We start from the raw sequence: 23,001 nt of genomic DNA, 5'->3' as shown, positions 1-23,001 counted from the left end.
TAAGCCATGTTGACCCACCCCGCCACCAAATACCGCGCCTTTCCCCCCGTCAACCTGCCAGACCGGCAGTGGCCCAGCCGCACCATCACCGCGGCACCGATCTGGATGAGCACCGACCTGCGGGACGGCAACCAGTCGCTGTTCGAGCCCATGAACGCCGAGCGCAAGATGCGCATGTTCCGCACCCTGTGCCAGGTGGGGTTCAAGGAGATTGAGGTTGCGTTCCCCAGCGCCTCGCAAACCGACTTTGACTTCGTCCGCAACCTCATTGAAGGTGGGCATATCCCTGACGATGTGACCATCGAGGTGCTCACCCAGTCCCGCGAACACCTGATCCGCCGCACCATGGAGTCGCTCAAGGGCGCGCGCCGCGCCATCGTGCACGTGTACAACGCCACGGCCCCCGTGTTCCGCGACGTGGTGTTCGGCATGAGCCGCGGCGAGGTGAAAGAGCTGGCCGTGTCGTCCGTGCGTCTCATCAAAGAGCTGTGCGCCCAGGCGCCCGAGACCGAATGGGTGCTGGAGTACAGCCCCGAAGTGTTCACCAGCACCGAGCTGGACTTTGCGCTGGAGGTCTGCAACGCAGTGACCGCCGAGTGGGGCGCTACGCCCGCCAACAAGGTCATCCTCAACCTGCCTGCCACGGTGGAAGTGGCCAGCCCCAATGTGTATGCCGACCAGATCGAATGGATGCACCGCAACCTGGCACGCCGGGACAGCGTGATCTTGAGCCTGCACCCGCACAACGACCGCGGCTCCGGTGTGGCCGCAGCCGAGCTGGGGCTGATGGCCGGCGCCGACCGCGTGGAAGGCTGCCTGTTTGGCAATGGCGAGCGTACCGGCAATGTGGACGTGGTCACGCTCGCGCTGAACATGTACACCCAAGGCATCGCACCGGGGCTGGATTTTTCGGACATCAATGCCGTGGCCCGTACCGTGGAGCACTGCAACCAGCTGCCCATTCACCCGCGCCACCCCTATGTGGGCGACCTCGTGTTCACCGCCTTCAGCGGCTCGCACCAAGATGCGATCAAAAAAGGCTTCGCCGCCCAGCAGCCCAATACCCTGTGGAACGTGCCCTACATGCCGATTGACCCGGCTGACCTGGGCCGCAGCTATGACTCGGTCATCCGCGTGAACAGCCAGAGCGGCAAGGGCGGCGTGGCGTACTTGATGGAAGCCGAGTTTGGTGTGGTGATGCCGCGCCGCCTGCAGGTGGAGTTCTCCGCAGAGGTGCAGGCCCACACCGACGCCCATGGCGGCGAGATGACGGCCCAAAACATCTGGGACCTGTTCGATGCCACCTACCTCAACAACCCCGGCGCCGCGGTGCGTTATGTGGAACACCACCTGTTCGACCACCCCGGCCAGACGGGCAAGCATGTGCAGGGCATCCGCATTGGCGTAGAGGTGAATGGCCAGCCCATGCTGCTCAGTGGCGAAGGCAATGGCCCCATCGACGCAGCGGTGCACGCGTTGCAAGGCATGGGGGTGAAAGTGCAGGTGCGCAGCTATGAAGAGCGCTCCACGAAGGCTAGCACCGATGGCGGCGACGCCCAGGCCTGTGCCTTCCTGGAGCTGGTGTCTGCCAATGGCGATACCGGCAAGGGCGGGGAGCGCTTTGGCGTGGGCATGGACACCAACATCGTCACCGCCTCCATCCAGGCCCTCATCAGCGGTGTGAACCGCCTGGGGTTGGTGCGGGCCGGCGCGCTGGAGACCGAGGTGGCCTGATCAGGCTGGCGGTGCGCAGCTTCAGGCCTTCTTTAAAAAGCAGGCTTTCAGCATAAAGCTGCCACCGTCCATCTTGCAGTCCACCTCGTGGTCGCCGCCCACTAGCCGGATGCTTTTGACCTTGGTGCCCATCTTCAGCACGGTAGAGCTGCCTTTGACCTTCAGGTCCTTGATCAGCACCACCGCGTCACCGTCCTGCAGGACCTGGCCGTTGGAGTCTTTCACCACGGCGTCGGCTTCATCGTCCGCACTGGAGGCCTCCGTTTGGGGCCATTCAAAGCCGCAGTCGGCGCATACGAAGTTGCTGCCGTCGGGATAGGTGTTTTCCAAAGTGCATTGAGGGCAGGCGGGGCTGGTAGACATGGGTTGAGTTAAGTGGTTGCTATTAAAAAGAGAGCTGCTTGCGCAACGAATACGAGGGCTAGGCCCAGTTTCCACCACTACAGCGTTCTATGCCCGCCAGATCCTGGCGGCTTTGCACTTCGGTGAAACCGGCCGCCATGAGCAGCGCGCGCACGGCGGGGGCTTGGTCGTAGCCATGCTCCAGCAGCAGCCAGCCGTTAGGCAACAGGCGCTGGCGCGCCTGGTCGACGATAGCGCGGATGTCGTCCAGCCCGTCGGCACCCGCAGTCAGGGCTTGGCGCGGTTCGTGGCGCAGCGCAGGCATGTGCTCGTCGTCTTCGCGGATGTAGGGCGGGTTGGAGACGATGGCGTGGAACGGGCCGGTAACGCCCGATAGCCAAGAACCCTGGGCAAACGCCACCTCCAGGCCCAGGCGCTGCGCATTGGCTTGCGCCACGGTCAGCGCATCGGCGCTGTAGTCCACCGCTTGCACCCGCAGTGCGGGGCGCGTGTGCTTCAGCGCCAGCGCAATCGCACCACTGCCCGTGCCCAGGTCCACCACCGTGGCGTTCGGCGTAGGGGCCAGCACTTCCAGCGCCCAGTCCACCAGCGTTTCCGTATCCGGCCGGGGCACCAGCACGCGCGCGTCCACCTGCAGGTCCAGCCCATAAAACGCCTTGTGGCCCGTGAGGTAGGCAATGGGTTCGCCCTGCAGGCGGCGCTGCGCCAGCGTCTGCAGGCTGGCCAGCGCGGGGGCGGGCAGGGTGCCGGTGTCGTGGGTCAACAGCCAGGCGCGGTCGTGGGCGGGGCGGCCCGCCACATGCAGCGCCAGCAGCTGGGCATCCAGCCGATCCAGTCCCATGGCGTGTAGGTATGCCAGTGCGTCGGTCACGGTCTGCATCATGGCTAGTTCAGCCCCTTCTCCAGCGCCACCAGTTGCTCCGCCGCCTCGTAGGCCTGCAGGGGTTCCACCACGTCGTCCAGGTCGCCTTCCATGATGGTCAGCAGCTTGTACAGCGTCAGGTTGATGCGGTGGTCGGTCAGGCGCCCCTGCGGGAAGTTGTAGGTGCGGATGCGGTCGCTGCGATCACCACTGCCCACCAGGCTCTTGCGCTCGGCAGCATCTTTGGCGGCGCGCTCAGACCGGTCCTTTTCGTGGATGCGCGCGGTCAGCACTTTCAGGGCTTGGGCCTTGTTGCTGTGCTGGCTGCGGCCGTCCTGGCACTCGGCCACGATGCCGGTGGGGATGTGGGTGATGCGCACGGCCGAGTCGGTCTTGTTGATGTGCTGGCCACCCGCACCGCTGGCGCGGTAGGTGTCGATGCGCAGGTCGGATGGGTTGATCTTGATCGCCTCAGCCTCGTCTTGCTCGGCCAGCACGGCAATCGTGCAGGCGCTGGTGTGGATGCGGCCCTGGGTTTCGGTGGCGGGCACGCGCTGCACGCGGTGGCCGCCGGACTCAAACTTCAGCGCGCCGTAGGCGCCCGTGCCGTTGTGGTGGCCTTCCATACGCACCACCACTTCTTTGTAGCCGCCCAGCTCGCTTTGCGATTCGCTGACGATCTCACTTTTCCAGCCGCAGCGGTCGGCGTAGCGCATGTACATGCGCAGCAGGTCGCCCGCAAACAGGGCCGATTCGTCGCCCCCCGTGCCTGCGCGAATTTCCACAAACGCGGGGCGTGCATCGTCCGGGTCTTTGGGCAGCAGCATGCGCTGCAGCTCGGTCTCCAGCTGGGTCAGTTCGGCCGTGGCACTGGTGATTTCTTCCTCGGCCATTTCCGCCATGTCGGGGTCGGATTTCATGTCCTGCGCGCTGGCCAGGTCGGCCTCGCGCTGCTGGTAGCGGGCCCAGCGGGTGGCCACGGCGGCCACATCAGTGTGCTCGCGCGAAAGCTTGAGGAACTGCTCCATGTCTTTCATGATGTCCTCGCGGGACAGCAGAAATTCCAGCTCTCCCAGGCGGTCGGCATAGCGGGCAAGTTGTTGGCGCAAAAACGGTTTCATGGCACTACTCAGACGGAAAATTGGGGAAGGCCCCCGGCGCGCGCCAAGGGCAGGGCTGCTGCGGGGCAGCGTCGCTAACGGCTGTTGCGCAGGAAGAAGTGCTGGATGGCATTGCTGGCGCGTTCGCGCGCAGTCGCATCACCGGCATGCAGCTCGGCCATGGCACCGTGCAGCATCTTTTGCGTCAGCCCCTTGGACAGGGCTTCGAGCACGGTGTCCATGTCTTCACCCTTGGCTAGCAGCTTGCGCGCGCGGGTCAGTTCGGCCAGGCGCCATTCGTCGGCCTGGGCGTTGAGCTGCTGGATCAGCGGCACGGCGCGGCGCTGGTCTACCCAGTGCATGAAGCTTTGCACACCGGCGTCCACAATCGCTTCGGCTTGGGCCACGGCGGCCTGGCGGCTGGCCTGGGCGGTTTGCACCACGCTGGCCAGGTCGTCCACGGTGTACAGGTACACATCGCCCAGCGCCTTGACCTCGGGCTCGATGTCGCGCGGCACGGCCAGGTCCACCATGAACATGGGGCGGTGCTTGCGCTTCTTGATGGCACGCTCTACCGCACCCAGGCCAATGATGGGCAGGGTGCTGGCGGTACAGCTGATGACGGCGTCAAACTCGTGCAGCCGGTCGGGCAGGTCAGCCAGGCGCATCACCTCGCCGCCAAAGCGGCTGGCCAGTTTTTCGCCACGCTCTAGCGTGCGGTTGGCAATGGCGATGGCCTTGGGGTTCTTGGCGGCAAAGTGCGTGGCGCACAGCTCGATCATTTCGCCCGCACCCACAAACAGCACCTTCACCTGGGCTAGGTCTTCAAACAGGTTGCCTGCCAAGCGTACCGCGGCGGCGGCCATGCTGATGCTGTGGGCGCCAATCTCGGTGGAGGTGCGCACTTCCTTGGCGACGGCGAACGAGCGTTGGAACATTTGCGAGAGCGTGGTGCCCAGGGCACCCGCTTCGTCTGCGGCGCGCACCGCGTCTTTCAACTGGCCCAAAATCTGCGGCTCGCCCAGCACCATGCTGTCCAGCCCGCTGGCCACGCGGAAGGCGTGGCGTGCGGCTTGGCCGTCTTCCAAGCGGTAGGTGTGGGCGCGCAGCTCGTTGGCGGTCAGGCCACCCGATTCGGCGAGCCAAGTCAGCGTGTGGTCCAGCGCCGACTCGTCGCCTGCGCAGTAAATTTCGGTGCGATTGCAGGTGGAGACAATGGCGGCTTCCGGGGGGCGGGCCATGCTTTGGCGCAGGCCGTGGAGCTGCGGCGCGATCTGGTCACTGGCGAACGCAAACCGGCCCCGCATATCCAGCGGTGCGGTGGTGTGGTTGATGCCTAATGCCCAGACTGCCATATGTTTAGACCCCGATTATAAAATCGAGCCCTTCTTCCCCACCACCGAGGCCCCAATTGGCCTTTGCGCCAACCACCATGGGCCTCTTTGACCTGCTCAATCACCTGCTGAATTTTGTGGCACCGGCCCTGGCCTTGGGTTGCCTGCTGGCCTTTGTGGCGCCTGTTTTTTATCGAAAACAGTCTCTGGCCCGCGGCCGCATTGCGCAAGCAGCTATTAATTCTGTAGCGGGTGCGTTGGCCTTGGGGCTGGCCCTGTGGCTGCTGGGGCGTGACGGCAAGATGGCCGGCTACGCCGCCCTGGTGCTGGCAACGGCCACCAGCCAGTGGTGGGCGCTGCGCCGTTAATCCCCTTTTTATTGGAGCCCCATGCGTTTTAAGGCGGTTTTGTTCGACCACGACGGTACCTTGGTGGAATCCGAAGGCCAGCACTTTGCCCTGTGGAACCAGGTGCTGGCGCCCTATGGCTTTGCGCTGACGCTGGCGCAGTACAAAGACTTTTACGCCGGTGTGCCCACCGATGCCAATGCGGCCGACTTGGTGGAGCGCTTTGGCGTGAAAGAGGTGCCCGAAGTGCTGGCCCGCCTGAAGAACGAGAGCGCCCAGGCCTATTTGCAAGCCCATGCCTTTCCGCTGATGCCCGGTGTGCGCGAATCCGTCGCCCGGCTGCAGGCTGCGGACTTGCGCCTGGGCGTGGTCACCGGTGCGCGCGGCTATGCCATTGACGCGACACTGCGCTCGCATGACCTGGCCCCCGCCTTTGAAACCGTGGTGTCGGCCGACGATGTGGTGCACAGCAAGCCCGCACCCGATTGCTATCTGCTGGCGCTGCAGCGCATGGGCCTGCCAGCGCAAGCGGTGGTGGCGTTTGAGGACACCGAGCATGGCGTAGCCGCCGCTGTCGCCGCGGGCCTGGCCTGTGTGGCCATTCCCACCGAGATGTCGGCCACCCACGACTTCAGTGCCGCCACGGTGACCCTGCCCTGCATGCAGGATGCCGTGCGCTGGGCACTGGCCCAGCCCTGAGTGGTGCGGGCTATGGACCTGCATATTCGCCCGGCACAGGCCGATGACGCGCCAGCCATTAGCCGCCTGGTTCAGGGGCTGTCCCACCATTTCTTGTTGGACCCCGAACAGGCCGCCACGGCGCCGTTTCTGCAAACCGTGTCGCCCGCGGCGATTGCGGGCTACATCGCCTCCGATGCGTTTGATTACAGCGTTGGGGAATGCCAAGGGCAGTTGGCCGGGGTGGTAGCCGTGCGGGATGGCCAGCACCTGTTCCATCTGTTTGTAGACACCGCGTTCCAGCGCAAGGGCTTTGCCGCCCGCCTGTGGGTCCATGCGCAGCAGCGTGCGCTGGCGCGTGGCAACACGCAGGGCTTTACCGTGAATTCCACACCTTTCGCCCTGCCGGTGTACCAGCGCTTGGGTTTTGTGGCCACCGGGCCCGAGGTGCACACGCGCGGCATTGCCTATGTGCCGATGCGGCTGCCAGCGCAGGTTTTATAGGAAAAATGGCCCCTAGCCCCCGCAGAATATGCGCGAGTAGCTATGGTTTGTATAGCAGTTAGGCGGGGCTGAACAGGTCCACACGGTCGGTGATGATGGCGTCGGTACCCAGGTCCATCAGGCGCTGCGCGGCCCAGTCGTCGTTCACCGTGTAGCTCAAAGTGCGGAAGCCCGCGCTCTTGGCCTGGGTCACCGTACTGCTGTCCCAGAGCGCGTGGTTGCACACAATCGCCTGGCAGCCCAGGCTCAGCGCGGTTTCCAGCCAGCCCTTCCACAGCGTGTCCAGCAGCAGGCCCCGGGGCAGGGCGGGTGCGCTGGCCTGGGCACCTTCCAGCGCTTCGGGGTCAAATGAGGTGAGCAGGGGTGGTACCGCCTGGCCCTGCCACAGGCGCGCGGCGTGTTGCGCCACCACTTCGCCCGTGTGGCGCTCGGTGCCGGGTGTGGGTTTGATCTCGATGTTCAAAAAATAGCCGTTGCGGATGCAGTAGGCGGCAATGGCATCCAGCGTGGGCAGGGGCTCCCCCGCGTAGGTGCGGCTGTGCCAGCTGCCAGCGTCCAGTTGCGACAGCGCGCTCCAGGTGTGGTCACCGCCCACGGCGCTTTGGCCCTGGCCCAGCTTGGCGCGTGCGTTGGTGGTGCGCTGCAGGGTGGCGTCGTGCATCAAAAACGGCACACCGTCACTGCTCAGCTTCACATCGCATTCGAACATGCGGTAGCCATGGCTGGCCCCCAGGCGGAAAGCGGCCAGCGTGTTCTCTGGCGCCAGCTTGCCCGCACCGCGGTGCGCCACCCAGCGTGGGTAGGGCCAGGCAGGCAGGTCGGGTGCAGTGGGGTCGCTCATACAGTGTCTACGCGTTTTCCAGTGGTTGCGTCAAAGTGGTGGATGCGGTTGGCACGTGGCGTCACATGCAGCGTCGCGCCCAGCGCGGGAACGGCGGCAGATTCTTCGGTGCGAATGATCAGCAGCTCGTCGGCATCTGCGGCATGCAATTTGTGGGCCCATTTGCCATAGATCAGGCGCTCGGCGCCCAGCATTTCGACGGCCTCCACCTGCAGCGCCCATCCTGTGGGCGTGATGTCCAGGTGCTCGGGGCGCACGCCGGTGATGAGGCCGGGCTGCGCGTCGGGCGCATTCTTCAGCAGATTCATGGGAGGCGAACCAATGAAGCTGGCCACAAAGGTAGTGGCCGGGCGGGTGTAGACCTCTTCGGGCGTGCCGAACTGTTCCATCACACCGCCGTTCATGACGATCATGCGTTGGGCCAGGGTCATAGCCTCCACCTGGTCGTGGGTCACAAACAGGCTGGTGATGCCGAGTTCGCGGTGCAGCTTCTGGATCTCCAGCCGGGTCTGGGCGCGCAGCTTGGCGTCCAGGTTGGAGAGGGGCTCGTCAAACAAAAACACCTGGGGCTGGCGCACGATGGCACGGCCCATGGCCACGCGCTGGCGCTGGCCGCCCGACAGGGCCTTGGGCTTGCGCTCCAGAAACGGTGCCAGTTCCAGAATCTTGGCCGCCTTGTCCACGCGGCGCTTGATCTCGTCCATGGGCACGTTGGCAATCTTCAGGCCGTAGGCCATGTTCTCGAACACGCTCATGTGCGGGTAGAGCGCGTAGTTCTGGAACACCATGGCGATGTCCCGGTCCGATGGTTCCAGGTCGTTCACCACCCGGCCACCGATCGAAATCTGGCCGTCGCTGATTTCTTCGAGCCCGGCCACCATGCGCAGGAGCGTGGACTTGCCGCAGCCGCTGGGGCCGACGATGACGATGAATTCGCCATCGGCAATCTGTGCGTTCACGCCGTGGATGACCTGGTTGGCCGATTTGCCACTGCCGTAGCGCTTGATGACGTTGTTGAGTGCTATGGATGCCATTTATTTTTCCGACTATTTTTCGGTATCGACCAGGCCTTTGACAAACCACTTTTGCATCAGCATGACCACCAGCGCCGGTGGCAGCATGGCCAGCATGGCGGTGGCCATCACGATGTTCCATTCGGTTTGCGCATCACCCCCGGAAATCATCTGCTTGATGCCGATGACGACGGGGTACATGTTTTCTTCGGTGGTGACCAAGAGCGGCCACAGGTACTGGTTCCAGCCGTAGATAAACTGGATCACAAACAGCGCGGCCATGCTGGTGGCCGAGAGCGGCACCAGGATGTCTTTGAAAAAGCGCATGGGCCCTGCGCCGTCCACGCGTGCCGCCTCGGCTAGCTCGTCGGGCACGGTCAGGAAGAACTGGCGGAACAAAAAGGTAGCCGTGGCCGAAGCAATCAGCGGCACGGTGAGGCCCGCATAGCTGTTGAGCATGCCCAGGTCTGCCACCACCTGGTAAGTGGGCCCGATGCGCACCTCCACCGGCAGCATCAGCGTGACAAAGATGGCCCAGAAAAACGCCATGCGAAACGGGAACCGGAAGTACACGATGGCAAAGGCCGAGAGCAGCGAGATGGCGATCTTGCCCAGCGCAATCACCATGGCGGTGACAAAGCTCACCACCATCATGCGGCCCACGGATGCGTGGGAGCCGGTACCCGTGCGCTCGCCTGACAGCGCGGTGGCGTAGTTGTCCAGCATATGCGTGCCGGGCAGCAGCGGCATGGGGACTTGCACCACGGCTTCTGTGGTGTGGGTGGAAGCCACAAAGGTGATGTAGATCGGGAATGCCACGATCAGCACCCCCAGCAGCAGGATCACGTGCGCGAGGATGCCCAGGGTGAGCCGTCGTTCAACCATGTTCAGTAGCTCACTTTCTTTTCGACAAAGCGGAACTGCACCACGGTGAGCGCCACCACGATGACCATCAGCACCACGCTCTGGGCCGCGGAGCCGCCCAGGTCCATGGCCTTGAAGCCGTCGAAGTAGACCTTGTAGACCAGAATGGCCGTGTCCTTGCCGGGGCCGCCCTTGGTGGCCGCGTCCACGATGGCGAAGGTGTCGAAGAAGGCGTAGACGATGTTGATGACCAGCAGGAAGAAGGTGGTGGGCGAGAGTAGCGGGAACTGGATGGTCCAGAACCGACGCCAGGGCCGTGCACCGTCCATGGCAGCGGCTTCGATCAGCGACTTGGGGATGGACTGCAGGCCGGCCAGGAAGAACAGGAAGTTGTAGGACAGCTGCTTCCACACTGCGGCCATCACGATCAACGCCATAGCGTGGGTGCTGTTGAGCAGCGGGTCCCAGCCCACGCCCCATTGACGCAGCCAGTACGACAAGATGCCGATGCTGGGCGAAAACATGAACAGCCACAGCACGCCGGCCACGGCCGGGGCCACGGCGTAGGGCCAGATCAGCAGCGTGCGGTAGATGCCCGAGCCGCGCACCACCCGGTCCGCAAAAATGGCCAGGGTGAGCGAGAGCACCAGACCCAACACAGCCACCAGCGCGGAGAACACGGCGGTGGTTTTGAACGACTCCAGGTAGGACGCGTCATTCCACAGGTTGCGGAAGTTCTCTAGCCCGACAAATTCCACCGACGTGCCAAAGGCATCGCTTTGCTGCACCGACTGCAGCAGGGCCTGGCCGGCGGGCCAAAAGAAGAAGACCGCGATGACCAGCACCTGGGGTGCAATCAGCACCCAGGGCAGCCAGGCGGACTTGAAGAAGACGCGTTTTTCCACTATCGGCAGCTACTTATTTGTTGGCTTTTTCAAAGCGGGCCAGCTGCTCGTCGCCACGGGTGACGATGGCTTCCAGGGCTTCTTTTGCTGTCTTCTTGCCGGCCCACACTTGTTCGAGTTCTTCGTCCTCGATGGCACGAATCTGCACGTAGTTGCCCAGGCGGATGCCGCGCGACTTGTCAGTCACCTTGCGGATCATTTGGGTCACGGCCACATCGGTACCGGGGTTTTCCTTGTAGAAGCCGGACTTTTCGGTCAGCTGGTACGCGGCGGTGGTAACAGGCAGGTAGCCGGTGCGCTTGTGGCTGGCGGATTGCACTTCGGGTTGCGAGATGAAGTCGAAAAACTTGGCGATGCCCTTGTACTCCTCGGGCTTCTTGCCGGCCATGACCCACAGGCTGGCGCCGCCGATCACAGTGTTTTGCGGTGCGCCGGGCACATCCTGGTAGTAGGGCAGGGGGGCCAGGCCGTAGGCGAACTTGGCGTTCTTTTTCACGTTGCCGTAAAAGCCGCTGGAGGTGGTCATCATGGCGCACTCGCCGGACACAAAGCTGGCCTCGGGCACGTTGCCGCGGCCCTTGTAGACAAACAGGCCCTGTTTGGCCATGTTGGCCAGGTTCTCGATGTGGCGCTGGTGCAGCGGGGTGTTCACTTTGAGGCGCGTGTCCGTGCCGCCCAGGCCATTCTGCTTGCTGGCGAATTCCACGTTGTGCCAGGCGGAGAAGCTCTCCAACTGGGTCCAGTTCTGCCAGGAAATGGACAGCGGGCACTTGTGGCCGCTGGCCTTGAGTTTTGCGGCGGCCAGGGCCACTTCGCCCCAGGTGGCGGGTGCTTTCTCAGGATCCAGGCCGGCGGCCTTGAAGGCGTCCTTGTTGTAATAGAACACGGTGGTGGAGCTGTTGAACGGGAAGCTCAGCATCTGGCCATTGGGCGCGGTGTAGTAACCGGCCACGGCGGGGATGTAGACCTTGGGGTCGAACTTGTAGCCCGCGTCCGTCATCACCTTGCCCACGGGCACGATGGCGCCCTTGCTGGCCATCATGGTGGCGGTGCCCACTTCAAACACCTGCAGGATGTGCGGCGCATTGCCCGCGCGGAAGGCGGCCACGGCTGCCGTCATGGATTCGTCATACGTGCCCTTGAAGGTGGGCAGGATGCGGTATTCCTTCTGGCTGGCGTTGAATTCCTTGGCCAGGTCGTTGACCCATTCGCCGTTCACGGCGGTCATGGAGTGCCACCACTGGATGTCCACCTGGGCTTGGGCCAGGCTGGGAACGGAGAACGCGGCTGCGGACACAGCGGCAATGGCAAGGGCTCTGCGGGTGATCGACATGGGGAGGGCTCCTGAATTAAGAATGGCGCGATGCTAGGTGCGGGTCGTGTCAAATTCGTGTCAATTTGATTAAACCCGAGAGACCTTGACCATTTGGTCAGGGGTTTCCACTAGAAAAGCCCGTGAATAGAGGGTGCGTTACCATCTAAGGCCTACCAAAAAACGCCTGTTTTGGGGCTCTTGGCAGCAACTACCCACCCTGATGAACGCACCCACCTCGCTCAATCACCTCCTCAGCGCCGCCAACCCTGGTGCGCATGTGCAAGAACGCATTCGCGAAATCCCGTACAACTACACGTCCTTCTCCGACCGTGAGATCGTGATTCGCCTCCTTGGGTCTCAGAGCTGGGACCTGCTGAACCAGTTGCGCGGTGAGCGCCAGACCGGCCGTTCTGCACGCATGCTGTATGAAGTGTTGGGCGATGTCTGGGTGGTGCAGCGCAACCCCTATTTGCAGGACGACCTGCTGGACAACCCCAAGCGCCGGGGCCAATTGGTGGATGCGCTGAACCACCGCCTGGGTGAGGTAGAAAAACGCCGCACCCCGCAGGCCGACCCTGAGCGGGACGCCATGGTGGGCCAGCTGTTGGTGGCTGCCCGTGCCGCCGTGAAGGCCTTTGACGCTGCTTTTGTGGAAGTGGCTGGGCTGCGCAAAAAGACTCAAAAACTGCTCTACAAGCTGACCGCCAAAGACAACGTCAAGTTCGATGGCCTGAGCCGCGTGAGCCATGTGACCGACGCGACCGACTGGCGCGTGGAATACCCGTTTGTGGTGCTGTGCCCCGATTCGGAAGAAGAAATGGCGCGGCTGGTGAAGGGCTGTATCGACCTGGGTCTGACCATCATCCCGCGTGGGGGTGGCACGGGTTACACCGGCGGCGCCATTCCGCTGACCTGGAAGAGCGCGGTCATCAACACCGAAAAGCTCGAAGCCATGACCGAGGTGGAGATGAAAGTCCTGCCAGGTCTGGACCGTGAAGTCGGCACCGTGTGGAGTGAAGCCGGTGTGGTGACCCAGCGCGTGGCCGATGCGGCCGAGCGTGCGGGCTATGTGTTTGCCGTGGACCCGACCTCGGCCGAGGCGTCTTGCATTGGCGGCAACATCGCCATGAATGCGGGTGGCAAAAAGGCTGTGCTCTGGGGCACGGCGCTGGACAACCTGGCCAGCTGGCGCATGGTGACACCGCAGGCCGAGTGGCTGGAGGTGACCCGCATCAACCACAACATGGGCAAGATCCATGACGTGGACGTGGCCAGCTTCGAGCTGCAGTACTACAAGGCCGATGGCAAAACGCCCATCCGCCAAGAGCGCCTGGACATTCCCGGCGCCACCTTCCGCAAGGAAGGCCTGGGCAAGGACGTGACGGACAAGTTCCTCAGCGGCTTGCCCGGCATTCAGAAAGAGGGCACCGACGGCCTGATCACCAGCGCGCGCTGGGTGGTGCACAAGATGCCGGCCCACACCCGCACCGTGTGCCTGGAGTTCTTTGGCAATGCCCGTGACGCGGTGCCCAGCATCGTGGACATCAAGGACTTCATGTTTGCCGAGCAAAAGCGCAGCGGCGTGCTGCTGGCGGGCTTGGAGCATCTGGACGACCGCTACCTCAAGGCCGTGGGCTACGCCACCAAGAGCAAGCGCGGCGGCTTCCCCAAGATGGTGCTGGTGGGCGATATTGCGGGTGACGACGCCGACGACGTAGCCCGCGTGACCAGCGAAGTGGTGCGCCTGGCCAACAGCCGCAGCGGCGAAGGCTTTGTGGCCGTGAGCGCCGAGGCGCGCAAGAAATTCTGGCTGGACCGCAAGCGCACCGCCGCCATCAGCAAGCACACCAACGCCTTCAAGATCAATGAAGACGTGGTGATCCCGCTGCCGCGCATGGCCGAATACACCGACGGCATCGAGCGCATCAACATCGAACTGAGCCTGCAGAACAAGCTGGCCCTGTGCGATGCCCTGACCGAGTTCTTTGAGCGCAGCGACCTGCCCCTGGGCAAGACCGACGACGCGAATGACATCCCGTCGGCTGAGCTGCTGGAGGACCGCGTGGCGCAGGCGCTGGAGTTGGTGGCGCAGGTGCGCGGCCAGTGGCAGGGTTGGCTCAATGATGTGGAGCCGTTGTTCTCGCAGCTGCAGGACCACACGCTGCGTGCCAGCTGGAAGACCCAGATACGTGCGCCGCTGCAAGACATCTTCACCGGTGCGGCGTTCGAGGCCATCCTGCTGGAGTGCACGGCCATCCACAAGCGCGTGCTCAAAGGCCGTGTATGGGTGGCGCTGCACATGCACGCCGGCGACGGCAATGTGCACACCAACATCCCTGTTAACAGCGATGACTACGACATGCTGCAGGCCGCCCACGGTGCGGTCAAACGCATCATGGCGCTGGCGCGCAGCCTGGATGGCGTGATCTCGGGCGAGCACGGTATCGGTATCACGAAGCTGGAATTTTTGAGCGAAGCCGAGCTGGCCCCCTTCATCGCCTACAAGGCCAAGGTGGACCCCGAAGGGCGCTTCAACAAAGGCAAGTTGCTACGAAATCAGGAGCTGCCTGCGCAACCTGGAAGCGGGTTTGCACCACATTTGACTGAAGATGGTTCGACCATTTATGCCGACCTGACCAACGCCTATACGCCGTCGTTCGGTCTGATGGGCCACGAGTCGCTGATCATGCAGCAGAGCGATATTGGCGCCATTGCCGATTCGGTGAAAGACTGCCTGCGCTGCGGCAAGTGCAAGCCCGTTTGCGCTACCCACGTGCCGCGCGCCAACCTGCTGTACAGCCCGCGCAACAAGATTCTGGCCACGTCCCTGCTGGTGGAGGCCTTCCTCTACGAAGAGCAGACGCGTCGTGGCATCAGCGTGAAGCACTGGGAAGAATTCGAGGACGTGGCCGACCACTGCACGGTATGCCACAAGTGCGAGTCGCCGTGCCCGGTGAAGATCGACTTTGGCGATGTGACCATGAACATGCGCAACCTGTTGCGCAAGATGAACAAGCAGAGCTTCCGCCCGGCGGCAGCCTTTCAGTCCTGGTTCATCGGCACCACCAGCCCCAGCGCCATTGCCGTGGCGCGCACTGCTACCGACCTGAGCTTCAAGGCCCAGCGGCTGGGCAACCGGGTGCTCAATGTGCTGGCCCGCAAGCAGACACAGGCGCCGCCCGCCACGGTGGGGCCTGCCTCGCCTAAAGAGCAGGTGATCCACTTCATCAACAAGAAGATGCCGGGTGGCCTGCCCAAGCGCTCGGCCCGTGCCTTGTTGGACATTGAAGACAAGGACTACGTGCCTATCATCCGCAACCCGCAGACCACCACGGCGGAAACCGAGGCGGTGTTCTATTTCCCTGGCTGCGGCTCGGAGCGCCTGTTCAGCCAGGTGGGCTTGGCCACGCAGGCCATGCTGTGGCATGCCGGTGTGCAAACCGTGCTGCCGCCAGGTTACCTGTGCTGCGGTTACCCGCAAAAGGGTTCGGGCCAGTTCGACAAGGCCGAGAAGATCATTACCGACAACCGCGTGCTGTTCCACCGGGTGGCCAACACGCTGAACTACCTGGACATCAAGACCGTGGTGGTGAGCTGCGGCACCTGCTACGACCAGTTGCAAGGCTACGAGTTTGAGAAGATCTTCCCTGGCTGCCGCATCATGGATATCCATGAGTACCTGCTGGAAAAGAACATCACCTTAGGCGCGGCCGCCGGTGGTGGCTATCTGTACCACGACCCCTGCCACACCCCCATGAAGATGCAGGAGCCCATGAAAACCGTGAAGGCGCTGATGGGCGATGGTGTGGTGGAAAGCAAGCGCTGCTGCGGCGAAAGCGGGGGCCTGGCTTCGTCGCGTCCTGATGTTTCCACCCAGATTCGCTTCCGCAAGGAAGAAGAAATCCGCAAAGGCGAAGCGACGCTGCGCGCGTCGGGCAGCGTGCCAGCCGAACAGAACGTAAAAATTCTGACCTCCTGCCCTAGCTGCCTGATGGGCCTGAACCGCTACCAGGATGACCTCAAGTCGGGTCTGCTGGAGGCCGATTACATCGTGGTCGAGATGGCCAACCAGATTCTGGGCAAAGACTGGATGCCCGAGTACGTGCAAACGGCCAACGCTGGGGGCATTGAACGGGTTCTCGTGTAATCCTCTTGGCGCAGGCTTGAGAATTTGTAAGGGACGCGGCGGCATTTCGACGGATACTCGCCACAGGCCGCAGGTGTAGCGTTGCACAGGCGGAGCGCTGATCCAGGGTTGTGTTGTCGGGGGGGCTCCCATATGTCGAATCGTGCATCGCTGAACCATGTTTACCGCACCGTCTGGAACAGTGCGTTGGGAGCTATGGTGGCCGTGGCTGAAATTGCCACCAGCAGCGGGCGTGCGGCTGCTGGCGCAGGTGGCAGGGTGTTGGTGTGGCCTGCGACGTCTCCTCCGTTGCGGCTGGGGGCGCTTTCGCTAGCCATTGCGGTGGGGTGGATGGGGACCACATCTGTGGTCTTCGCCAACCCAGAAGGCGGTGTGGCTATCGTGGGTACGGCCAATATGGCCACCACGGGCAACCGCCTGGTGGTGACGACCCAAAACGGCGCGGGCACCAACTACTCGGCCATCAACTGGCAAAGTTTCTCCATCCCCACCGGCAGCACCACGCATTTTCAGCAGCCCAATGCGGCCAGCACTTCCATCAACCGGGTGGTGACCAACACCCCATCCTTGCTGTTTGGTACCTTGTCGAGTAACGGCAACCTGGTGCTGGTGAATCAGGCTGGCATTGCCGTGGGCTCAGGGGCCGTGGTGGACACCGCTGGCTTTACCGCGTCGGCCTTGCGCATGTCCGATGCCGACGCGCTGGCAGGGCGCCTACGTTTTGGTGATGACAACACGGCTACCTCGGGCGTGTCGGTGCAGGGCCGCATTCTGGCGCGCAGCGGCGATGTGGTCCTGATTGGCTCTAGCGTGGACACGGGCAAAGACGCGCTCATCGAGGCACCCAATGGCAGCACGATTTTGGCGGCCGGGCAAAAGGTGGAGCTCACCGGCCGCGGCCTGGAAGGCATTTACCTGCAAGTGCAGGCACCTACCGACTCTGCGGTGAACCTGGGCACCCTGAAGGCCGGCGCTGTCGGCGTGTTTGCAGGCACGTTGCGCCATAGCGGCGTGATCCAGGCCACAACCGCCACGCTGGAAGGTGGCAAGGTCGTTCTCAAGGCCGCGGGCGATACCTATGTAAGTGATGACGCCCGCATCGATGCCAGTAGCGCGGCCGGCAAGGGCGGCAGCGTGGCCATTCTGGGTAATCGTGTGGCGGTTACCGATCGCGCAGTCGTAGACGCATCCGGAGCTACCGGTGGCGGCGAGATTCTGGTCGGCGGTGACTACCAGGGCAAGAATGCGCAGGTGCAAAACGCCAAGGTCACTTATGTGGGGGCGAACACCCAGCTGCTGGCCAATGCCCGAACGAACGGCAATGGTGGCAAGGTGATTGTGTGGGCGGATGATGCGACGCGGTATTTCGGCACCATTGGCGCCAATGGCGGTTCGCAGAGTGGGAATGGCGGCACGGTGGAGGTGTCCGGCAAGAAGTTTTTGTCCTACAACGGCACGGTCACCACGAGTGCCGCCAATGGCAAAAAGGGCACGTTGCTGCTGGACCCCACGAATATCTACATTGCAGTGGATCAAGCAACTGCGACTGCCTTGGGCATGGTCGGGACGGACAATTCCGTGGACTTGGCCGGTCCCACGCTATTTTCAACGTTAGGAACCCCAGCAGACTCCCTGTTGACCACGGCCACGCTGGACGCAGCATTGGTGTCAAACAATGTGACGGTCAGCACTTCCAGCAGCGGTGGTGGCGCGGGCAACATCGTGGTGGGGTCCAACGTGACCAAGAGTGCCGGCGCCAGCACTTCGCTGACGCTTCAGGCGGACAACGATATCGTTGTGAACGGCGGCATCAGTATCAGCTCGACATCAACGGCCCATCCGCTGGACGTGGTTTTGACCGCCAGTGGCGCGATTGTGATGAACACCGGTTCTGCCATTACCAGCAAGGGCGGCAATATCACGCTGAGCGGCGTTGGCAACGCCACCAATACCACCGGGGTCAAGCTGACCGGCGCTACCTTGAGCGCGGAGACGGGCAACATCAGCATTACGGGCGCTGGCGTTGCAGGCATTCCCAGCATCAACAGTGGCATTGAAGTGGGTGCGGGCAGTTCCCTGATAACCACCAGCGGCAACATTACCCTCAACGGCACCGGAGGCGCCAGCGGCGGGGTGTACAACAACAAGTACGGCATTTTGTTGCAAGGTGGAACCATCCAGACGGCCGGCGGTGCCATTGCGCTCACGGGTACGGGCGGCAGCAACGGCGCAGGTTCCAACATGGGGGTTTATCTGAATGGGGGTACGGTGAGCGCGACTTCCAGCGGAACCGTGTCCATCACCGGCAATGGCGGAGCTGGCAGCACGGGTGGCTTGAACTACGGTGTCTTGCTTGCGGGTGGTACTTCAGGGCTTTCTGTGTCCTCCACCAACGGCTCGGTCACCATTGATGGCACCGCGACAGGAAATTCCGAAGGGGTGCGTGCGTATGGTTTTGGGCAGGCGGTGAGTGTGACGTCCTCGGGCTCTGCTTCCATCAGCTTCACCGGTGCGGGCTCAGGCGTGGCCTCGCAGAACAGTTTCCAGCTGGACGGCAGCAACGGTGCCGTCACCATCGGGGGCGCGTCCGCTTCGGGCGCCATCAGCTTTGTGGCTGGCGGGGTACTGGAAGACATCGCCATCGGGTCCGGCATCTCGATCAAGAGTACGGGTACCCTGTCGCTCAAGCCTTTGACCGGCAGCACCAGCATCGGAGTGGGCAACGGCGCGGGGACCTTTACGCTGGATGCGACGGAGCTTGGGGCTCTGAGCAACGGGTTTTCAGGCATCACCATCGGCAGTGCTACGCACACGGGTTTGATCTCAGCCGGTACAGCTACATTCAATGACAACCTCACCCTGGAGAGTGGTGGTGGCGTCAGCATCACGGGTGCGTTGGCGTCTGCAGGCAACACCATCACGCTGAAGTTCGGTACCGGTGGCGTGTCTACGGCGGGTGCTGGGGCGGGTGTGACGGCGTCCACCCTGAATCTGCAGGGCGACAGTTTCGCCACGCTGGATGGGTCCAACACCGTCAGCACCTTCAGCGCTGTCAAAACGGGCGGCAACACCAACCAGTTCACCTACTGGAACACCGGAGCCCTGAGTTTGGGCGCCATCACCACGACGGGCGATCTGGAAATCCGCACAGGGGGCGGGGCGCTGACGCAGTCGGCAGCCTTGTCGGTGTCTGGACTCACGACGCTGAACGCCGGCAGCGGCAACATCACGTTGACGAACAGCAGCAACAATTTTGGTTCTGTAGCCATTACCAACGCCGGCGTGGTGAGCCTCAAGGATGCCAATGCGATGACCTTGGCCAGCATGTCGGTAGCCTCCCTCAATGCGCACGCCGTGGGCAACCTCACGCTGGCGGGGTCCATCAGTGCCAGCGCGGCGGGCGATGCTGTTGTGTTGCGCACGGATGGCACGATGGGCAACGCGACGGCCTCCATCACCACGCCCAACGGGCGCTGGTTGGCTTACGTGAAGAGTGTGGGCGGGCACAGCTTTGTCTCTGCCCCCAACTTCAAGCAGTTCAACGCTGCCTATGGCGCCACGGTGCTGGGCACTGGCAATGGCGTGCTGTACGACCCCACAGTGGTGGCGGTGTTGTCCGGCAGTTTGGGCGGATCCATTACCAAGGTCTATGACGGGACGACTTCCATCAGCCTGACCGGGGCCACGCTGGCTTCCCCCACCGGCTTTGCCGAGGCCTTCACCCCGGTGGGCGCGGTGACGCTGTCTGGCACCGGCACGCTGAGCAGCCCCGATATTGGCACCGGCATCTCTACCACGGTGAGCAACGCCACGGTGGACGTCATGGTGGATGCAGGCGGACTGAAGGTGTATGGCTACACGGCCAACACCAGTGGCGCCATTGCCTCCGTGACCAAGGCCGGGTCCACGCTGCAGCCGTTTGCAGGCACCACCACCGCCGATTTCGCCGACAAGTTTGAAAACCTGCTGATCCGGCAGGACACTAAGGACGACAAGGGTAAGGGCACCGACGGGCTAGTGGTGGAGGGTGAAATATGCCGCATCTGAAAACATGGGGTGCGGTGTTTGCTCTGGCTGTGGCCTGCACATCCGCAGCACTGGCACAGCCCGCCGGACAGGTGGAGTTTGCACGTGGCGTGGGCTTTGCCCAATCAGCCGGACAGACGCCGCGCACGCTGGGGCAGGGTCTGGCCCTACAGGCGGGGGATCGCCTGACCACGGCTGAGGGGGCCTACGCCATCGTCAAGCTGCAGGACGGCACGCAGATGACGGTGCGCCCCAACTCTGACATCCTGATCCAGCAGTACGAATACAAACAAAACGCGGAGAACAACAGCCTGGTACTGCAGCTGCTGCGCGGCGGGTTTCGCGCCATTACGGGGCTAATCAACAAAAGCACGCCGGGCGCGGCGCGTGTGATCACGGCCACGGCCACCATTGGTATCCGCGGCACGGACTTTGATGCACGCATTTGCGCCACGGACTGCAAGGCCGAGTCGGCCAAGGTGCCTGACCCGGCCCGCAGCAACATGGTGTTGGCCAGCGCCAAGTTGGTCACCCTGCTGGGTGAGGCCAGCGTGGTGGATGCCACAGGTACCCGGCGCCGTGTGGTGCCCGGCGGCAGTGTGTACCCTGGCGACGTGGTGGAAACCGGTGTGGGTGCTACGGCCGTTTTCGCGTTTCGCGACGAGAGCCGCGTGACCATAGGTGCCAACACCCGCTTCAAGGTCGACAGCTTTGTGTTTGACCAAGCCAGCCCGCGCGAGGGGCGCTTCCTGGTCTCGTTGTTGCAGGGCTCCATGCGGGCGCTGACCGGACTTATCGGTAAGGCCAACCAACGCAATGTGGGTTTCACCACGGCCACGTCCACCATCGGCATTCGCGGAACGGGGCTGGACATGGACTGCTCCAGCGAAGGCAGTTGCAGCTTCTTCACCTGGCTGGGGGCTATTGAAGTCACGCCCAACGGGCAAACTGCCCTGCAGGTGCTGGAAGCCGGCCAGGGCCTGTTTGTGAGCCGCGACGAAGTGCGGGTACTAGCTGCGCCCACGCTGGGCGATTTGCCGCGTCCTGACGAGGTCAAAGTGGATATGCAGCAGCTGTTCTCTGCCGCTGCCTTACCCGAAGGCACGGAAGGCTTGTACGTGTTTGTGCGCGATGGCCATATCGAGATCACCACCGCTTCTGAGGTTCTGCAGCTGGGTCGGGGCGAGGCCGGCTTTGCCGGCGCCAATGGCGACGCAGTGCGCCCCCTGCGTATTCCGTTGTTCCTGGACTTTGACATCATCCCGCGCCCCGATAGCAAGAACCAGCAGCTGCGCGGCGTGCTCAACGACGCCGGTGTGCGTTCCGTTAACCAGTGCCGCGGATGATGCCCATGCCCCAGCTCTCCAAATTTCCGTTGCACGCCCTGTCCCTGGCCTGTGCCGTCCTGTGGCTCGCGCCCTTGGCCGCCAATGCCCAGCAGACGCCGGTTCCCGTGTCTCCTGCGGTCAGCAACCCCAGCTTTGTGATCCGTGGCTTTGACATCGTGGGGGACAACCCGCTGTCGTCCTCGGATGTGTCGCGCATCTTGGCACCCTACCTGCGCAACGACGCCACCATCGAGACGTTGCAAAAAGCCACCCAGGCGCTGGAGGCCGCGCTGAAAGAGCGTGGCTACCTGCTGCACCGCGTGGCACTGCCACCCCAAGAGGTGGGCAACACCGTTACGCTCAACATTGTGAAGTTCGTGATTGGCAAGGTGACGATCGAAGGGCGCGAGCGCTACAGCGAGGCCAACCTGCGCGCCAGCGTGCCCGAGCTGGCCGAGGGCACGGCGCCCAATTTCCAGACGCTGGCGGTGCAAACGGCCATTGCCAACGAGAGCCCAGGCAAGCAGGTGCAGGTGTCTCTCAAGGAGTCGGAGCAACCCGACAAGATCGACGCACGCATTCTGGTCAAGGAAGACAAGCCCTGGTACGTGTCGGTGAACGCCGCCAACACGGGCTCCAAGGCCACCGGCAATGACCGCGTGACGCTGGCCGCAGGCCACGCCAATATTGCGGACCTGGACCATTCGCTGACACTGGCCTTCACCACCTCCATGGAGCGGCCTGACGATGTACGCCAGTACGGGCTGAACTACCGCATCCCCATGTACCGCTGGGGCGGTGTGTTGGGAGCCAACTTCACCCAGTCCGACGTGCTGGGGGACTTTGGTTCCTTCAAGAGCACGGGCGCGGGCCAGACAGCTGGCATCAGTTACAACCACTATCTGGCACCGCAGGGCGGCTTTCGCAGCTACCTGCTGCTGGGCGTAGATGACAAACAGTTCAACGTAACGAAGATCAACGGCGTGCCCCTGGCTGGGCAGACCACACGGCGCAGCCTGCCGCTCACGTTTGGCTACAACGCCCGTCTGGAGTCGGACTTAGCCACCTGGGGCTACAACGCCGATGTGGCTATCAACCTGCCCGGTGGCGACGGCAATGATCTGGCGGCCTACCGCACCGAAGACACCCGCATCAGCACGGCCAGCTGGACCGCCGTGCATGGCGGGGCCAATTACCTGGCGGGACTGGGTGGTGGCTGGCTCTGGGGTGTGCGTGGCCAATTCCAGTACAGCCCGGACGCGCTGATTGCGGGCGAGCAGTTTGGCATTGGTGGTGCTACCTCCGTACGCGGCACGGGCGAGCGCCCCATCTCGGCTGACAGTGGGTTGTCGCTTTCCGGCGAGATCACCACCCCTGAACTGGCCCCGGGCTGGCGTGCGCTGGGCTTTGTGGACGCAGGCTGGCTCAGCAACAACAACCCGAATGCCAACAAGCTGGCATCGGACAATATCGCCAGTGTGGGCTTGGGGGTGCGCTATGTGCGCTCCGGACTCTCGCTGTCGGCCGACTATGGCCGCGTGATCACGGGCAGCGCCTTGCCCGCGAGCAGCGGTACGACCTACCCCCGCGAAGGGGATGACAAATTGCACATCAACCTTACCGCACGTTTTTAAAAGACC

General features: G+C 63.2%; 17 protein-coding genes. 8 read left to right on the top strand and 9 right to left on the bottom strand.

Annotated features, from left to right (window positions below; translation table 11 throughout):
• Window positions 1-6 precede the first annotated feature (6 nt).
• Window positions 7-1,734, top strand: a complete 1,728-nt coding sequence (leuA, locus tag J2X15_RS04350) for a 2-isopropylmalate synthase (RefSeq protein WP_310339796.1) — start codon at window positions 7-9, stop codon at window positions 1,732-1,734.
• A 21-nt stretch (window positions 1,735-1,755) separates the two neighbouring features.
• On the opposite strand, the gene J2X15_RS04345 is transcribed toward leuA, so the two are convergent.
• The 4 genes from J2X15_RS04345 to hemA form a co-directional block, all read right to left on the bottom strand.
• Window positions 1,756-2,097 (bottom strand): zinc ribbon domain-containing protein YjdM, encoded by a 342-nt coding sequence (locus J2X15_RS04345; RefSeq protein WP_310339795.1) that lies wholly within the window; start codon window positions 2,095-2,097, stop codon window positions 1,756-1,758.
• Window positions 2,098-2,155: 58 nt separating this feature from the next.
• The gene (gene prmC, locus J2X15_RS04340) at window positions 2,156-2,977 is read right to left on the bottom strand and encodes a peptide chain release factor N(5)-glutamine methyltransferase (RefSeq protein ID WP_310341201.1); all 822 of its coding nucleotides are present in this window, start codon (window positions 2,975-2,977) and stop codon (window positions 2,156-2,158) included.
• A gap of 5 nt (window positions 2,978-2,982) precedes the next feature.
• Window positions 2,983-4,080, bottom strand: a complete 1,098-nt coding sequence (gene prfA, locus J2X15_RS04335) for a peptide chain release factor 1 (protein WP_310339793.1) — start codon at window positions 4,078-4,080, stop codon at window positions 2,983-2,985.
• A 74-nt stretch (window positions 4,081-4,154) separates the two neighbouring features.
• Window positions 4,155-5,414 (bottom strand): glutamyl-tRNA reductase, encoded by a 1,260-nt coding sequence (gene hemA / locus J2X15_RS04330; protein ID WP_310339791.1) that lies wholly within the window; start codon window positions 5,412-5,414, stop codon window positions 4,155-4,157.
• A 77-nt stretch (window positions 5,415-5,491) separates the two neighbouring features.
• Between hemA and J2X15_RS04325 the strand changes: the two genes are divergently transcribed.
• The 3 genes from J2X15_RS04325 to J2X15_RS04315 are packed head-to-tail and all read left to right on the top strand — an operon-like array spanning window position 5,492 to window position 6,922.
• The gene (locus J2X15_RS04325) at window positions 5,492-5,761 is read left to right on the top strand and encodes a hypothetical protein (protein ID WP_310339789.1); all 270 of its coding nucleotides are present in this window, start codon (window positions 5,492-5,494) and stop codon (window positions 5,759-5,761) included.
• A gap of 21 nt (window positions 5,762-5,782) precedes the next feature.
• On the top strand, window positions 5,783-6,439 hold the full coding sequence (locus tag J2X15_RS04320; RefSeq protein ID WP_310339788.1) for an HAD family hydrolase: 657 nt from the start codon (window positions 5,783-5,785) through the stop codon (window positions 6,437-6,439).
• A 12-nt stretch (window positions 6,440-6,451) separates the two neighbouring features.
• A complete protein-coding gene (locus tag J2X15_RS04315) occupies window positions 6,452-6,922 on the top strand; it encodes a GNAT family N-acetyltransferase (protein WP_310339786.1) in 471 nt (156 codons plus the stop codon).
• A 58-nt stretch (window positions 6,923-6,980) separates the two neighbouring features.
• Here J2X15_RS04315 and ugpQ read toward each other — a convergent pair whose 3' ends face one another.
• The 5 genes from ugpQ to ugpB are packed head-to-tail and all read right to left on the bottom strand — an operon-like array spanning window position 6,981 to window position 11,878.
• Window positions 6,981-7,763: a glycerophosphodiester phosphodiesterase gene (ugpQ, locus tag J2X15_RS04310; RefSeq protein ID WP_310339785.1), complete on the bottom strand. Its 783-nt coding sequence runs from the start codon at window positions 7,761-7,763 to the stop codon at window positions 6,981-6,983.
• Window positions 7,760-8,797, bottom strand: a complete 1,038-nt coding sequence (gene ugpC, locus J2X15_RS04305; protein ID WP_310339784.1) for a sn-glycerol-3-phosphate ABC transporter ATP-binding protein UgpC — start codon at window positions 8,795-8,797, stop codon at window positions 7,760-7,762. Before ugpC ends, ugpQ begins: the two co-directional genes overlap by 4 nt.
• A 12-nt stretch (window positions 8,798-8,809) precedes the next feature.
• Window positions 8,810-9,661: a sn-glycerol-3-phosphate ABC transporter permease UgpE gene (ugpE, locus tag J2X15_RS04300; protein WP_310339782.1), complete on the bottom strand. Its 852-nt coding sequence runs from the start codon at window positions 9,659-9,661 to the stop codon at window positions 8,810-8,812.
• 2 nt (window positions 9,662-9,663) lie between these two features.
• Complete coding sequence (ugpA, locus tag J2X15_RS04295) at window positions 9,664-10,545, bottom strand: sn-glycerol-3-phosphate ABC transporter permease UgpA (protein ID WP_310339780.1); 882 nt, start codon at window positions 10,543-10,545, stop codon at window positions 9,664-9,666.
• A 13-nt stretch (window positions 10,546-10,558) separates the two neighbouring features.
• Complete coding sequence (gene ugpB / locus J2X15_RS04290) at window positions 10,559-11,878, bottom strand: sn-glycerol-3-phosphate ABC transporter substrate-binding protein UgpB (RefSeq protein ID WP_409034249.1); 1,320 nt, start codon at window positions 11,876-11,878, stop codon at window positions 10,559-10,561.
• 202 nt (window positions 11,879-12,080) lie between these two features.
• Here ugpB and J2X15_RS04285 point away from each other — a divergent pair, with 202 nt between their 5' ends.
• The 4 genes from J2X15_RS04285 to J2X15_RS04270 all read left to right on the top strand — a co-directional run bounded on the left by J2X15_RS04285 (window position 12,081) and on the right by J2X15_RS04270 (window position 22,995).
• Window positions 12,081-16,007 (top strand): DUF3683 domain-containing protein, encoded by a 3,927-nt coding sequence (locus J2X15_RS04285; protein ID WP_310339777.1) that lies wholly within the window; start codon window positions 12,081-12,083, stop codon window positions 16,005-16,007.
• 132 nt (window positions 16,008-16,139) lie between these two features.
• On the top strand, window positions 16,140-20,054 hold the full coding sequence (locus J2X15_RS04280; protein WP_310339776.1) for a beta strand repeat-containing protein: 3,915 nt from the start codon (window positions 16,140-16,142) through the stop codon (window positions 20,052-20,054).
• Window positions 20,042-21,379: a FecR family protein gene (locus J2X15_RS04275; protein ID WP_310339775.1), complete on the top strand. Its 1,338-nt coding sequence runs from the start codon at window positions 20,042-20,044 to the stop codon at window positions 21,377-21,379. Before J2X15_RS04280 ends, J2X15_RS04275 begins: the two co-directional genes overlap by 13 nt.
• 5 nt (window positions 21,380-21,384) lie before the next feature.
• Window positions 21,385-22,995 carry a ShlB/FhaC/HecB family hemolysin secretion/activation protein gene (locus tag J2X15_RS04270; RefSeq protein ID WP_310339774.1) on the top strand — a complete coding sequence of 537 codons (1,611 nt, stop codon included), beginning with the start codon at window positions 21,385-21,387 and terminating at the stop codon, window positions 22,993-22,995.
• Window positions 22,996-23,001: the final 6 nt, after the last annotated feature.

Source organism: Rhodoferax saidenbachensis, from assembly GCF_031457975.1.
Lineage (GTDB): Bacteria > Pseudomonadota > Gammaproteobacteria > Burkholderiales > Burkholderiaceae_C > Allorhodoferax > Allorhodoferax saidenbachensis_A.
The sequence above is the reverse complement of the archived record's forward strand: the minus strand, read 5'-3'. Positions and strand labels throughout refer to the sequence as shown.